Origin of the sequence: Roseibium porphyridii (assembly GCF_026191725.2) — a bacterium.
Classification (GTDB): domain Bacteria; phylum Pseudomonadota; class Alphaproteobacteria; order Rhizobiales; family Stappiaceae; genus Roseibium; species Roseibium porphyridii.
On record NZ_CP120863.1, the window covers coordinates 2,700,931 to 2,715,738 of the forward strand.

At 55.4% G+C, this 14,808-nt stretch carries 12 protein-coding genes; 5 read left to right on the forward strand and 7 right to left on the reverse strand.

The annotated features are described in order from the left end of the window. Nucleotides 1-319 precede the first annotated feature (319 nt). Nucleotides 320-1,531, reverse strand: coding sequence for a vWA domain-containing protein (locus tag K1718_RS12695; RefSeq protein ID WP_265684655.1), 1,212 nt, complete (start codon nt 1,529-1,531; stop codon nt 320-322). Between the two features lie 14 nt (nt 1,532-1,545). Next, nucleotides 1,546-2,484, reverse strand: a complete 939-nt coding sequence (locus K1718_RS12700) for an AAA family ATPase (RefSeq protein WP_152501265.1) — start codon at nt 2,482-2,484, stop codon at nt 1,546-1,548. A 189-nt stretch (nt 2,485-2,673) separates the two neighbouring features. Here K1718_RS12700 and K1718_RS12705 point away from each other — a divergent pair, with 189 nt between their 5' ends. Further along, entirely contained in the window at nt 2,674-3,021 is a 348-nt protein-coding gene (locus K1718_RS12705) for a c-type cytochrome (protein WP_152501266.1), read from the forward strand. 150 nt (nt 3,022-3,171) lie between these two features. Further along, a complete protein-coding gene (locus K1718_RS12710) occupies nt 3,172-3,444 on the forward strand; it encodes an usg protein (RefSeq protein WP_152501267.1) in 273 nt (90 codons plus the stop codon). Nucleotides 3,445-3,461: 17 nt separating this feature from the next. Here K1718_RS12710 and K1718_RS12715 read toward each other — a convergent pair whose 3' ends face one another. Together K1718_RS12715 and K1718_RS12720 are read right to left on the reverse strand one after the other, a co-directional pair. Continuing rightward, nucleotides 3,462-4,268 (reverse strand): tRNA1(Val) (adenine(37)-N6)-methyltransferase, encoded by an 807-nt coding sequence (locus tag K1718_RS12715; RefSeq protein ID WP_265684656.1) that lies wholly within the window; start codon nt 4,266-4,268, stop codon nt 3,462-3,464. Nucleotide 4,269: 1 nt separating this feature from the next. Further along, nucleotides 4,270-4,506, reverse strand: coding sequence for a putative signal transducing protein (locus K1718_RS12720; protein WP_152501269.1), 237 nt, complete (start codon nt 4,504-4,506; stop codon nt 4,270-4,272). 176 nt (nt 4,507-4,682) lie between these two features. Between K1718_RS12720 and K1718_RS12725 the strand changes: the two genes are divergently transcribed. Then, the gene (locus tag K1718_RS12725) at nt 4,683-5,699 is read left to right on the forward strand and encodes a polyprenyl synthetase family protein (RefSeq protein ID WP_418068121.1); all 1,017 of its coding nucleotides are present in this window, start codon (nt 4,683-4,685) and stop codon (nt 5,697-5,699) included. 65 nt (nt 5,700-5,764) lie between these two features. Here K1718_RS12725 and K1718_RS12730 read toward each other — a convergent pair whose 3' ends face one another. Both K1718_RS12730 and K1718_RS12735 read right to left on the reverse strand, forming a co-directional pair. Further along, a complete protein-coding gene (locus K1718_RS12730; protein WP_265684657.1) occupies nt 5,765-6,646 on the reverse strand; it encodes a 4-(cytidine 5'-diphospho)-2-C-methyl-D-erythritol kinase in 882 nt (293 codons plus the stop codon). A 12-nt stretch (nt 6,647-6,658) separates the two neighbouring features. Then, entirely contained in the window at nt 6,659-8,443 is a 1,785-nt protein-coding gene (locus K1718_RS12735; RefSeq protein ID WP_265684658.1) for a tetratricopeptide repeat protein, read from the reverse strand. Nucleotides 8,444-8,715: 272 nt separating this feature from the next. On the opposite strand from K1718_RS12735, the gene ppdK reads away from it, so the two are divergent. Further along, nucleotides 8,716-11,388 carry a pyruvate, phosphate dikinase gene (gene ppdK, locus K1718_RS12740; RefSeq protein WP_265684659.1) on the forward strand — a complete coding sequence of 891 codons (2,673 nt, stop codon included), beginning with the start codon at nt 8,716-8,718 and terminating at the stop codon, nt 11,386-11,388. Nucleotides 11,389-11,428: 40 nt separating this feature from the next. After that, a complete protein-coding gene (meaB, locus tag K1718_RS12745; protein WP_265684660.1) occupies nt 11,429-12,403 on the forward strand; it encodes a methylmalonyl Co-A mutase-associated GTPase MeaB in 975 nt (324 codons plus the stop codon). On the opposite strand, the gene K1718_RS12750 is transcribed toward meaB, so the two are convergent. Then, nucleotides 12,400-14,670: a bifunctional diguanylate cyclase/phosphodiesterase gene (locus tag K1718_RS12750; protein WP_265684661.1), complete on the reverse strand. Its 2,271-nt coding sequence runs from the start codon at nt 14,668-14,670 to the stop codon at nt 12,400-12,402. The two genes, meaB and K1718_RS12750, sit on opposite strands and share 4 nt — an antisense overlap. Between the last annotated feature and the right edge of the window lie 138 nt (nt 14,671-14,808).

A 14,808-nucleotide genomic window follows, 5' to 3' on the forward strand; every position in this document is an offset into this window, starting at 1 on the left:
GATGTTTCAGCAACTTTGCATCCACTGCGTTCTGGAGCGACTTGCCCCTGCCGCGACAGAACAACACAAGGTGGGCGAAAAGATCGGCGGCTTCTTTGGCCTTAGCTTCTTCAAGCTCAGCCTTGCTTAACCAGTTGGGGCGGGCCTTTTACGAAAGCCTGAGATCGACCGCTGTCAATTCACCAGGTTCTTCCGTCAATTTCGCTCGATACCAAGCGCCGTCCCGCATGATGCCAAAGCGATCAGAATAAATGTCGGATACTGCGACAATAGTGGTCTCCATTTAAAGCAAAGACCTGGATTTTAAAGAGCTGCCTCCCTACGAAGCAAGCCAGTGTTTAGGGTCCGTCCTGAAGGCTCTGCCGCCCTTTCCGGAAAGCGCCGAAACCAAATCAGCCACGGCATCGAGTGAATGAACCGCACGAAACTCGTCGACATGGGGAAGCATCACGCGGATGCCCTTGGCCTTTGCCTCAAAACCTTCATATCGAAGCAGTGGATTGAGCCAGACCAGTCGACGACACGACCGGTGCAAGCGGTCAATTTCCCGTTCAAGATCTTCGTCGGTATCGCGTTCAAGCCCGTCCGTAATCAACAAAACTGTTGGCTTGCCTGACAGCACACGGCGGGACCAATGGCGATTAAAGTCATGCAGTGCCGATGCAATCCGTGTCCCTCCGGACCAATCTTCGACACCGTCAGAACAGGCCTCCAGAGCTTCGTCCGGGTCTTTCATGCGTAGTTGCCGTGTCACGTTGGTCAGGCGTGTGCCGAACAGAAATGTATGAACGTCCCGTCTCTCTGCCGTAATGCCGTGCATGAAATGCAACAAAAGCCGGGAGTATTGGCTCATGGACCCGGAAATGTCGCAAAGGGCAACCAAAGGCGGGCGCTTTTCGGATGGTTTCCGATATTTCAGATCGATCATGTCGCCGCCTGCGCGCATGGACGCGCGCAAAGTGCGTCTTGGATCGATCACGCCTTTTGCTGCCGGTTGCAGCCTTCTGAGCCGGATCTTGTCCATCGGCATCGACATGGAGCGCAAGGATTGCTTCGCATCCTCTATTTCCGCTGCCGTCATTTGCGCAAAGTCCTTCTTTTGCAGAAGCTCTTTGCCGGAAACGGTGAATTTGGCATCCACTTCGATTTCCGGCACGGCTTGTTCTGCAGTTCTTTCCTTTGCAGCTTCAAATGCCTGGGAAACTCTCGTTTGACCTGCCTTGGGTTTTTCCGGCTGACCGCGCGGTGGCGCAACAGGCGAAAGGATCGCGAGCATCTTTTCAATCAGGCCGCGGCTCTGCCAATAGATGCGAAATGCCTCGTCAAACAGAACCCGGTGTTCGCGCTTTCGAACGAAGACGGAATGGAGGGTCCAGTAAAGGTCGTCGCGATTTTCAATGCCGGACACCTCCACTGCTGCGACCGCGTCAACCACGGACGCAGGCCCGACAGGTACGCCGGCCTTCCGCAAGGTGCGGGCGAAATAGACGATATTGTCAGTAATTCTCGAACGGAGGTCGGGGCTTTCCATCTGGACCCTGCCTCCTACAGCGCTGGCACGCTTTGCTGATGCGGGGCTTCTTTTCGGATCTCGTCGACCATCTGTCGGATTTTTGAACCTCTCACGCGCTCAATATCGTCCTGGTATTTCAAGAGCACGCCAAGCGTGTCTGAAGCTAAGTCGGGATCCAGTGCAATTTCATTTAGTTCTGACAAAGCACTGGCCCAGTCGAGCGTTTCGGCAACACCTGGTTGTTTGAAAAGGTCTTCTTCAGCGCGCAGCTTTTGAACGAATGCAACCACTTCCAGTGCCAATCGTTCCGCAGCTCCCGGTACTTTGCGCCGAACAATCTCAAGTTCGCGTTCAGCGTCGGGATAATCGACCCAGTGATAAAGGCAACGCCTTTTGAGGGCGTCGTGGATTTCTCTGGTCCGGTTGGTTGTGATGATGACAATCGGCGGTTCTTTTGCCTTCACGGTGCCAAGTTCGGGAATGGTAACCTGATTATCGGCCAGAACTTCCAGAAGAAAGGCCTCAAAGGCTTCGTCTGCGCGGTCGAGTTCGTCAATCAGAAAAACCGGCGCGCCGGTAAGAGACGGTTCAAGCGCTTGCAAAACGGGGCGCTTGATCAAAAACCGTTCGTCGAAAATGGATTTGGAAAGCTCACTGTGTTCTGCGTCACCTGCGGCTTCCGCAACCCGGATCTCTACCATCTGAGCCGGGTAGTTCCATTCATAAACCGCAGAGGAAATATCCAGTCCTTCATAACACTGAAGGCGGATGAGGTCGCGCCCAAGGGTGGCTGACAGGACTTTGGCGATCTCGGTCTTTCCGACACCGGCTTCGCCTTCCAGAAAGAGCGGACGCTTCATGCGCAAGGCAAGATGAAGCACCGTGGCCAGAGACCTGTCGGCTACATATCCTGCCTGGTCCATCAGATTTAGCGTTGCGTCAATGGAGTCGGGAAGGGGAGTCGGGCTCATAAATCCTCCGGCAAGCTGGTCGATCTTCTGGTTATATATGCACTCGCCAACGAAGAACATGCCCCGGCCTTGTGCTTTAGTACCGGTCCAGAACTTCAGCAAGGATGCGTTTGTACGTCCGTCTCCTAATGTTTTTTCGTGTTTACGGGCTCTATAAATGACCGACTGATTCCAGAGAGGGAGACGCCCATGCAGCGCTTGAAATCGCTTGTCTTGTCAGCAGTTCTCGTCGCCGCTGCAAGTTCGGGACATGCTTCGGATGGAGACTATCCGTCAGATCCGGTCAGCCTGGCTACCGGACAGGAACTTGCCGAAATTCATTGTGCCGCCTGTCATGCCGTTGGCAAGGATGACACAAGTGCCCAGCCGGGTGCTCCGGCTTTCAGGACGCTTTCATCGCTCTATCCGTTGGAAAGCCTGGAAGAACCTCTTGCTGAGGGGATTGTAACAGCGCACGACAATATGCCCGAATTTGCCTTCGAGCCGGATGACATCGACGCGTTTTTGGGCTACCTGACCTCGATCCAAAGCAATTGAAACCGGCCTGATATCAGCTGGCTGTGACTTGCTAGCAGTCACATCTTGTTGCTGCTAAAATACTGTTTGTAAACAAGAATTGTTCTTTGGTCGGATTTGGTTGGGCAAGAATCCGTGACACTCTTTCTTTGCAGTGAAGAAAGGATTGGCATGGAAACCAGCTCTGACTTTGAAAAACGGATCATCGGCTACGGCCTGCTGACGGCGGAGATCCTTTACAGGATGCCCGACCACCCGAAGCTTCTTCAAAGCTTTCTTTGGCAGACCGAAGACCTGGCGCCCAAGTTTCCCGAACTCAACCGGTTCTTGAAGTTTTGGGAAGATGAAATAGAGGGCCGAATTCATTCCGTTCGTGTTGCCCACCAAAACCTGATCGTTCCGGTCGATTTCCGGTATGCCGGGGGTGAATTCGTCGTTCACTGACAATATGGCGATTGGAGCTACTTGCGTGCGGGCAGACCCAGGCCGAGGCCGTCGCGCATGATGGTTTGCGACTGAGGTGTGAAGCCCGAACCATCGTCTTCGTGAAGAACGAAGCCTGGCAATAGCTGCAATGAGGCTTTGCTGGCCTTGACGGCCCGCACCAGGATCCGGGTGGCCGGTGCTTCCTGGCGCGGTCGCAAGGGAATTATGTCGACGGAACCAAAGCGGCCTTTGAGCGCGCCAAGAAGGTCTTGAAGACCGTCCGCACGAAAGATGACCGTCAGGCTACCGCCATCCTTGACGATGTCGCTGGCTGTCTTCGCCCAGGGGGCCAAGCCTCGCTCATCCAGCATATGCGCGCCGGCCCTTGCCATGCTCGGAGAAGCTCGAAATCGATCAGCTTCGTAGTAGGGCGGGTTCATGATCACATGATCGGCCATCGATGGCTTGAGACCTGCCTCATGTCGCAGACTGCCTTTTGCCGTAATGTCTGCCTCAAGCAAGGTTACCCGATTGGCAAATCCGCTATTGGCCGGGTCCTTGAGCCCCTCTCGTGCCAGAGGAAGGATCGCAGCATCCAGCTCGACCAATGTGACATTGATGTCGAATAGTCTCGCAGCGGCGCAGAAACCTGCAGTTCCTACGCCTGCGCCGAGGTCGACGACATGGCCTTTTGTTGTGTCGGGTAGAGCTGCTGCAAGGTAGACTGCATCAAGGCCCGCGCGATGACGGCCGCGGCGCGGCTGATGCACATGGACTTTACCGCCCAAAAACGCGTCTCGCGTCGTTTCTTCCCGTTCTTGCGATGCGTGCGGTAACGACATGTCAGGACGATCCGGTCTCCGGCCGGAGTTCATGTTCCAGACCGGCATCGCGCACCAGCATGCGGGCTTTGCCGATCTGATCGCTGTCTACCAACACCCGTCGGGGGATCATGGCCAATGACCCCTCAAGAATGCTCATGTTGCCATCTGCGACAAAATGCTTGATGCCGGCCTCTTCCAGGATCGATTCAAGAAAGGAAATGAGGACGGGATCGTTTGTTCTGATAAGTTCTTCCATATGTTATCCGGCGTTAGCAGCAAAGCTCCTGAGATTGCCTTTGTGCACTATTGTCGGTCGGAGTACAGCAAAACCTGCTGTTTGCGCTATTTCAACAGTTTGTCATCGGAATGGCGTCTTGCCCCGGACGCAATCGCAACATATTGTCCGCTCAAATATTCAGGGGAGTGCCGTTAGTGGCCGTTGTCGCAACCTATTCTGACAATCAACCGCGTCGTCCGAGCATACAGGGGCTTGTTGATCTCGTGGCGCCCGGCATGGGCCAGGTCAATGAGTTGATTCTGTCCAAGGCCGGGTCCAATGTGGAGCTGATTCCGGAGATTGCAAAACATCTCATTTCATCTGGCGGTAAACGTTTGCGCCCGATGCTGACACTCGCCTGCGCAGAAATGTTCGGCTACAAGGGCGATGGACATGTGACTTTGGCTGCCAGTGTGGAATTCATGCACACGGCGACATTGTTGCATGACGATGTCGTTGACGAGAGCGACATGCGTCGTGGAAAGCTTGCTGCCCGCAAGCTTTGGGGCAATCAGGCGAGTGTTCTTGTCGGGGATTACCTGCTGGGTCAGGCTTTCAAGATGATGGTCGATGTCGGATCGCTTGAAGCTCTGCGTATTCTGTCCTCTGCCTCCGCGGTGATCGCAGAAGGAGAAGTCCTGCAGCTTGGTGCTGCCAAGAACATCACCACAACCGAGCAGGATTATCTTCGGGTTATCGAAGCAAAGACGGCCGCGCTTTTTGCCGCTGCCGCCGAAGTGGGTCCGGTAATCGCCGATCAGAACGAGGGCATGAAACTCGCGGCCCGGACCTACGGCATGGAATTGGGTTATGCCTTCCAGCTGGTCGATGACGCGCTCGACTATGGCGGATCTTCGGCGGACCTTGGCAAGGATGTTGGCGATGATTTCAGGGAAGGCAAGATCACCTTACCGGTTGTTCTGGCAATTGCCCGTGGCAGCGATGCCGACCGAGTGTTTTGGAAGCGGTGTCTGGAAGGTGAAGATGTCGCTGACGGCGATCTTGAAGAAGCCATCGGACTTTTGAAGAAATACGACGCATTGAGCGAAACCGTTGACCGTGCCAGGACCTATGGCGACAATGCGCTCAAGGCATTGGAGGCGTTGCCCGGCGGGGCGCATAATGATGCGCTGGCTGATGCAGTGGCGTTCTGTATCTCACGCGTAAGCTAGTTATCTTGGAAAGATTTCCAATAAATTTAAGCGGTTATGATTATTTTTTAATGTGTTTTGACCGCTTATTTCAATGGACCTGACGCAATCCACCAATCCGGGTGGTCTGACCGCAAGCGTCGTTCGATTTCAATAGCACTGCGTGTTTCGCACAAACCGAAACAGGTCGCGCCGGAACCGGACATACGAGCGAACTCAACCAATTCATTGCTATCCAGTGCACGCAGCACGTCACCGATTTCCGGACAGACGGTGATTGCCGCATCCTGCATGTCGTTGCGGCAGCTCGACAAGTACGAAGTCAGCTCACCAAGCGTTTCGAATGTCTCAGGCACCATCGGCATTGCGGCATTGTCACGTTCTGTCATGGCCTTGAAGACGTCCGGTGTCGACACGCTTTTCTTTGGATTGACCAGCACAATCGAGCAATTCGGCAGTGACGGACCCTGTGAAAGCTCGTCGCCGATCCCCCTCATGATCTGAGGTTCGGGAAAGAGACACACGGGCACATCTGCGCCGAGCGAGAGTGCAAGGCCCTGCAGCGTCTCTTCGCTCAAATAGACGCCGGAAAAGTCCTCCAACAGGCGCAATGTGGTCGCAGCGTCACTCGAACCGCCTCCTATGCCAGATGCCACCGGGAGGCGCTTGGTGAGCGTCAGACGGACCGCGGGAACCGCAATTGAGGCCCTTTCGGCAAAGGCCTTCACCGCTTTCAGGATCAGATTTTTGTCCGATGGCCCCTCAAGTTCACGCGAAAAAGGACCATCCAGAACCAGGTTGAGCCGGTCATCAGCCTCAAGTGCGATACGATCGCCAATTTGGGGAAACACAGCAAGCGAATGAAGGAGATGATACCCGTCTTCACGCTGCCCGGTAATGTGGAGGGCCAGATTTACTTTGGCCCGTGCCAGTTCTACACGGGGCATCGACGCTGAGCCGAGGGCCATTGAAACCTCCGGTCAGCCGCCGTTGTTTTTCGTTTCGGCATTGGCTGCATCGGTTACCGGAACGTCCTTCAGGCCATTGGCGATCTTGTCGAGGATCTTTGGCAGCTCATCTTCCTCAGGCCCGAGGTCTCTGGCATGGTTCCACTGGAACCTGGCTTCGTTGCGACGGCCGACCATCCAATACGCGTCGCCGAGATGGTCGTTGATCACAGGATCAGCCGGTCGGAGTTCGATTGCGCGCTCCAGTTCCTTCACAGCCTCTTCGTAACGGCCGAGACGGAAATAGACCCAGCCAAGACTGTCCACTATGTAACCGTCGGTTGGTCGCAGTTCGACCGCCGTCTTGATCATTTCGAGCGCTTCGTCGAGCTTCAGGCCTTGGTCGACCAGCGAATATCCGAGATAATTCAGAACCAGAGGCTGGTTTTCATTCAACTCCAGTGCCTTGCGGAAATCTGCTTCTGCAAGGTCCCATTTGTCCAGTCTCTCGCGTGCAATACCGCGGAAATACAGAATGATCCAATGCCGGTCTTCCAGCTCGGCAATTGTATCAAGTCCTTGTGTATATGTGGCCTCGGCTTCGTCATAGATCTCGTGAGATCGCAGGATATTGCCGAGTGCAATGACCGCCTCAAGATCAGACGGGTCCTGTTCAATGAGAACTTCCAGATGGGCGCGCGCTTCGTCGAGCTTGTCCAAGGCGTTGAAATTCATACCGACCTGAATTTCCGCTTCCCGTTTCAGAACGCTGTCTTCGGGCACCATCATCAAGGCTTTGATTGCGCGGTCTGGTTGCTCCATGCGTTCAAAAACATTGCCGAGTGCAATGGCCGCGAATTCGGCCTCAGGATCCAGATGAAGCGCGAGCTGGAGATAGGATGTCGACAGTTCCTCGCCGCCATCACGACCAATGACAGCACCCAGGCCGTACAGAATCTCGGCCATGCCCTGGGCCGGATCCGTCACCATGGGCGGAATGACTTCACCGCTCATCAGGGTTTCACGTGTATCCGCCAGTTTTGGGTGACCTCGGAACTGCTGGTCGTATTGATCGAGAACGTCGATCGCATCTTTCTGCCGGCCGTTGGCGGCAAGTATCCTGGCATAGGCATCGATGACGCGAATAGCGCCCTGATCGATTGCGTAGGCTCCCTCAATGGCTTCGAGTGCATCTGCATTCTTGCCAGCCGCAAATAGCAGATGTGCTTTATGGGTTGCCTTGAAAACCTCGAACCACTCCGGACCGCTCAGGCTGTCGATGGTTTCAACGGCTTCGTCAATCTTGCCGTTGCCGTAAAGTGCCCAGGCTCGCGATATACCGATAGAAAGCTGCGCCAGAGGACCGTTCCGCCCTTTCGCCAGAGCAATATCCGCGTTTGTATAGCTGCCATCGATCAGTCTCTGAGCGCCGATGGCAAGCTGCGCGAGAAAATTCTCTAATCCGGCCTTTTCAAGCTCTTCTGCGAAATCGACAGCCTGTTCGACGTCGCCGTTTGCCAGTTTCAAAAGGAATGTTCGCTCCAACAGCATCGTGTTGTTGGGATCGGCCGCAAGAGTTTCCTCATAGAAGGCCGCAGCCTGTGCGTAGTCCTTGCCAAATCCGGCGAGACGTCCGGAAAGGTAGCTTCCCGAAAGATTGAAGGGCAGGCCTGTTGGGGTGCCGTAGCTCTCAGGTTCGGCCGTGGTTTCCGCCATCGCGGCTGCCGGCAAAAGGGCGATTGCACTGACCAGCGCAAGGAGCCTCCGCTTAAGGGGCTTTCGGTCCACATTGGCAACGGCACCGGTCGCTTGGGTCATACTTCCTCGCACTCCATCTTCACCGACAGTTAGGAATCTTGCTTATTGCCTTTGACAATGGCGTCTTTAAGGCTATGCGGCAAGGCAGATGGATAACTTTCTGACGGTTTAAATCCATTTGAATTTGCACATCGTCGGAAAGCTTAAGCCCAATGGGTGATAGAGCCCGGTTTCCGGGAGAAAGGGCTTGAAGCCAATCCTTTGCCGTTGCAGGTATGTGCAGTGCAATATGACGGAGGCGTTTGTCGCCGGCATCGGTTAGGAGAGTGAATATGGCCAAGTGGGTCTACAGCTTTGGCAACGGAGAGGCAGAAGGCGCAGCCGAAATGCGCAACCTGCTTGGTGGCAAGGGTGCAAACCTTGCTGAAATGAGCAGCCTCGGTTTGCCTGTTCCACCCGGCTTCACTATCACGACTGAAGTCTGCACTTGGTATTACGACCACGACAAATCCTATCCAGATGAGCTGGGTGCACAGCTGTTTGAAGCCGTTGACAAAGTCGGTGTGGCAACAGGTCGGAATTTTGGGGATACGGAGCGACCGTTGCTGTTGTCGGTGCGATCCGGTGCCAGAGTGTCCATGCCTGGAATGATGGACACTGTCCTTAATCTTGGTCTGAACGACGAAACCGTCGAAGCACTTGCAAAGGAAGCCAATGACCGCCGGTTTGCCTATGACAGCTATCGTCGTTTCATTCAAATGTACTCAGACGTGGTGTTAGGGCTGGACCACCACGAATTTGAAGAAATTCTTGAAACGCACAAGGAACAGAACGAACTTGAACTCGACACGGATGTCGATGCTGACGGTTGGCTTTCGATCATTGCTAAATACAAGGACCTTGTAGAAGAGGAACTCGGCAAGCCGTTCCCTCAGGACCCGCGCGAACAATTGTGGGGCGCTGTCGGGGCCGTCTTCAGCTCTTGGATGGTGCCGCGCGCCGTGACCTATCGTCGGCTGCATGACCTTCCGGCGTCCTGGGGAACGGCGGTGAATGTGCAGGCCATGGTATTCGGAAACATGGGAGAAGGGTCGGCCACCGGTGTTGCCTTTACCCGCAATCCGTCCACTGGTGAAAAGGCTCTTTACGGCGAATTCCTGGTCAATGCTCAAGGCGAGGATGTCGTCGCTGGTATCAGGACACCGCAGGACATCACTGAGAAGGCCAGGATAGAAGCAGGGTCTTCCAACCCGTCGCTTGAAATGCTGATGCCGGAGGCATTTGCAGAGTTCCAGTCCTACTGCGACCGGCTTGAACAGCACTACAAGGATATGCAGGACCTGGAGTTCACTATCGAGAAGGGCAAGCTTTGGATGTTGCAGACCCGGAACGGGAAGCGCACCGCAAAAGCAGCCCTGAAGATTGCCGTGGACATGGTTGAAGAGGGCGTCTTAAGTGAAGAAGAGGCGATCGGCCGCGTGGAGCCCGGCGCCCTTGATCAGCTGCTTCACCCGACCATCGACCCGGATGCGGAACGCGATATTGTCACCACTGGCTTGCCTGCCTCGCCGGGGGCGGCCTCCGGAGCGATCGTCTTCACCTCAGATGAAGCGGAGAAGGCCAAAGGAGACGGCCGAAAGGTCATTCTGGTGCGCGTTGAAACCAGCCCTGAAGACATTCACGGCATGCATGCAGCGGAAGGAATTCTGACAAGCCGTGGCGGCATGACCAGCCACGCTGCTGTTGTTGCTCGCGGAATGGGCAAGCCATGTGTCGCCGGTGCCGGAGCCTTGAGAATTGACTATCGGAACGGTGTCATCAATTGCGCTGGACGCCAATTGAAAGAGGGCGACACGATCACAATCGATGGCGCCACCGGACAGGTGCTCTCCGGTGAAGTGAAGATGCTTCAGCCGGTCCTCTCAGGTGACTTCGGGACATTGATGAGCTGGGCCGACAGAGGCCGCCGCATGAAGGTGCGTACCAACGCGGAAACACCTCAGGATGCCAAGGTCGCCCGCGACTTTGGTGCTGAAGGAATTGGACTGTGCCGCACCGAGCATATGTTCTTTGAAGGTGAGCGGATCATCTCGGTGCGTGAAATGATCCTCGCCGGGTCGGAGGATGGACGCCGGGCAGCACTTGCCAAGCTTTTGCCAATGCAGCGAAAGGATTTCGCTGATCTCTTTGAGATCATGCACGGCTTGCCCGTGACAATTCGTTTGCTTGATCCGCCTTTGCACGAGTTCTTGCCGAAGTCCGATGAAGAACTGGCGGAAGTCGCGACAGCCATGGGAGCCGATCCGGAACTGCTGCGGGACCGGGCATTGGCTCTGGAAGAATTCAATCCGATGCTCGGCCATCGCGGATGTCGTCTTCTGGTGTCCTATCCTGAGATTGCCGAAATGCAGGCTCGCGCGATCTTCGAAGCTGCCGTCCTTGCAGCCAAGGAAACGGGTGCGCCGGTGGTGCCTGAAATCATGGTGCCGCTGGTTGGGGTCAAGGCGGAGCTGGATCTCGTCAAAGGCCGGATTGAAGCCATGGCGAAGGCTGTTATGGAAGAAACGGGTGCTGAACTTACCTACCATGTGGGTACGATGATCGAGCTGCCGCGTGCAGCCTTGCGGGCCGCTGAAATTGCTCAATCAGCAGAATTCTTCTCTTTTGGAACCAACGACCTGACACAGACTACATTCGGGATTTCCCGGGATGATGCTGCGTCATTCCTTGGCACCTATCAGGCGAAAGGCATTCTGGAACAGGATCCCTTCGTTTCCCTCGATCAGGAGGGTGTGGGCGAACTGATTTCGATCGCGACGGAACGCGGGCGTGCAACGCGGCCGGATATCAAACTTGGCATCTGCGGTGAGCACGGCGGCGACCCTGCCTCAATCGACTTCTGTGAAGGTGCCGGACTTGAATATGTGTCGTGCTCTCCCTTCCGCGTGCCCATAGCCCGACTGGCCGCAGCACAATCGGCGCTGAAGAAGCAATCGTCGGACTGAATGCGACTGTCCCGCTTGCAAGAAACATGGCGAGGAAAAGGTGAGTGAGCCGTTCCCCTCGTTGGATCAGCTGCGCAAGGGTGGCAAACGCACTCTTGCGCGGATGCTGACACGCGTTGAAACCGGTGCAGGCGCACGGGAAACCGCAGTTTTCCTGGACAGCGTCTGTTCAGAACCCCAGGCACAGGTTATCGGCCTTACAGGCCCACCTGGTGTTGGAAAATCGAGCCTTACAGATGTTTTGATCAAATCCTTTCGTCAGGAGGGTCTGCGCGTTGCCGTACTCGCCATTGATCCGTCCTCGATTTTAACGGGCGGTGCCCTCTTGGGTGACAGAACCCGACTGAAGACCGATCCTGAAGATGACAAGGTTTTTGTCCGCTCCATGGCTGCGAGAGACAGGCTAGGCGGCTTGTCGGATCACTCGGTTGCGGCCATTGCCCTGCTAAGGGCCGTCTGCGACAGGGTAATTGTTGAAACCGTTGGTATCGGCCAATCCGAGGGCGATCTGAAACAGGCCGCCGACACGGTTGTTCTTTGCATTCAGCCTGGTTCCGGCGACAGCCTGCAATTCATGAAAGCGGGTATCATGGAACTCCCCGATGTGGTGGCGGTAACCAAGTCAGACATGGGGCCATTGGCACGGCGGGCGGCCTCGGACGTTGCCGGCGCACTCTCTTTAAGCAGTATTGGCAGCGAAGGCTGGCAAGCTCCCGTGCAACAGGTTTCGGCCCAAACGGGCGAGGGAATTGCAGAGCTGGTGAACCAGATGGGGCTGCATAGACAGCACCTTGAGAGCGAAGAGCGGCTAAATCAGCGTCGCAGACGTCAACACCAGGCGTGGTTTCAAGACATGGTTCGCACTGAATTTGGTCAGTCCGGCGTGGCACTCCTGACACGAACCATAGGTCAAGATCTGCTCTCGAGAGCTGAAACCGCTCCTTTCTTGAGCTTTTGGATCTTGTCGTCTGAGATCAAGGAACGTCTCAACTTGAGCTGTAATCCAGGACGTTAGCTGCCCAAGGCCCTGGGCTGGTAATTGAGATAGTCGTTGCTGTCAGTTCCCTGAAAGTCTTCCAGGAATTTTGACAGAGCGGCACCCGAAAGCGGCCGCGAAATGAAATAGCCCTGCATTCTGTGGCAGTCGTGATCCTGGAGAAAACGGATCTGCTGCGCCGTTTCAATACCCTCGGCGACGATTGTCATGCCAAGCGCTTTGCCAAGCTGAATGATCGAGACGAGAATAGCCTCGGCTTCCGCATTGCCGTTCATGTCGGAAACAAAGTCCCTGTCGATTTTCAGGGTGTCGAACGGGAACCGGCGAAGATAACTCAAGCTTGAATAGCCCGACCCGAAATCGTCGAGCGCAACTTTGACGCCGAGGTTTTTGAGGCGGCGCAAAGCCTTCAAAACGCTATCGTTTCGGCCGGCGAAAACCGTTTCGGTCACTTCGATCTCAAGGCGCTGCGGAGGCAGATTGTTGGCTGCCAGGATCGCCATGACCTTTTCAACGAAGCGCGGATGCTTGAACTGGTTTGGTGAGACGTTGACTGACACAACGATCCCCGGCCAGTCATGCGCCTTGGCGCAGGCCTTGTTCAGAACCCAGATCCCCAGGTCATTGATCAGACCGGTCTCTTCGGCAACAGGGATAAACTGTGCTGGCGAAACGACTGTTCCATCTTCCCTTGTCCAGCGCGCGAGCGCTTCGACAGAAACAATGCGCTTCGCGGTCGTGTCCGACTGAGGCTGGTAGGCAAGGTCAAGCTTGTCGTTCTTCAGGGCAAGGCGCAGCTCGCGGGACATTTCGTCCTTTGACTGCACCTGTTGTTCCATAGAGGGTTCAAAGAACGAGCGGCGGCTGCGGCCGTTTTCTTTGGCGTCATAAAGCGCGATATCAGCCTTGCGCAGCAGTTCGTCCGGGTCGTTTCCGTCACGAGGGGCAATGGCGGCCCCCATCGACATGCTGGCGAATATCTCGCGGCGTCCGATCATGATCGGGCGTCCAATCTCGTCATGGACCTGATCAAGAATGTATTCCAGCCATTCTTCGCTTTCACAATCCTTGAGAACCATCGCGAATTCGTCGCCGCTGATACGTGCAACGATCCCACTTTCGGGAATGACATGGCGGAGGCGCTTGGCAACGGCCATGATGACCTTGTCGCCGGCCGAATGGCCAAGCGTGTCGTTGATGTCCTTGAAGTGGTCAAGGTCGATATAGACAACAGCTGTATTTGAGCCGTTCAGGATACTTTCCTCGAGGATGTCAGACAGCAGAGCGTGAAATCTGGCACGGTTCGGCAAGCCGGAAAGGGCATCGTGACGCGAGGTGTGAACTGCGTTAGCCTCGCTTCTTGCAAGGCGCTTTGTCATCTGCCGGGTAAACATGGTGACCGCTATCACCACAGCCGCGATCATGAATGCAGCCAGCGCCAGGAAAGGGTTGATCCGGCGCATCATCTGCGTACCTGGCTGAGCTGACTGCCAGGCAAGGACACCAACATCGTCACCGCGAGGCGATCTCAGCAAATATTGGCCGACACCCGGGCGAGGGGCCTGAATATTGGCCAGGACGAAGCCGTCCAGCCTGGACATCTCCGCAATGCCCTTGAGTTTTTCACCGCGCAGGGGAACAAGGCTGACCAGAACCGAAGGCGGTCTGCGCATCGGCGAGATCGATTGGATCTGTTGCATGACAGCTGCGGCGCTGAACAGATGCGGCTCACCCTGAAGCGAGACAATGCCGGTTTCGGCAATCGATCGCCTGGCATCGCTGCTCTTGGGTACAAAACTGAAAAGGCCGGAGGGTGTTTTGCGAAAAGAAGTAATGTATCTCGCACGCACCTTGGCAATGGACGGCTTCAGGCTGTGCAAGACTTCCGGGGTCATCCACTTGCTGGTGTAGTTCTGGGCGTAGATCTGCTGAACTTCGAAGTCCCGGTTGATCAGGACACCCTTTGTGAAGCGGTGGTTCTGGAACAGCCAGTGCATCACATTGTTGAAGATCCAGCTCTCGTCCGGGTCATCCTGGTTGACCTCGTGATAAGCGTCGTCCCAGATGACGACACCGGTCTGTTGTTTGATAAGGTAGTTTCTGGTCAGCTCGAGCGCGCCGTTTATCAGCCGCTCCTGAGATTGTTCGGCTGTCCGGTCCGACAACCTCGCGGACCAGTGCATCAGCCCGAAAATCCCAAGAACGGATGTCAAGACCACCGCGACCATCGGTACGATGATCGCGTTGGCAATGCGTCCGCCAGAATTTTTGGTCGAGTTTTGCATACAAGGGCCCGGTTGTTTCAGGCTGAGTATTGCCAAATCAGGTTAAGGAAAGTCCCTTATGACTTGGTAAAAAACGCGTAAATACGGATGCTTAGCCAAGTAGTGACGGAAATAACGCTTGGTGATAGTTGCCGGCAG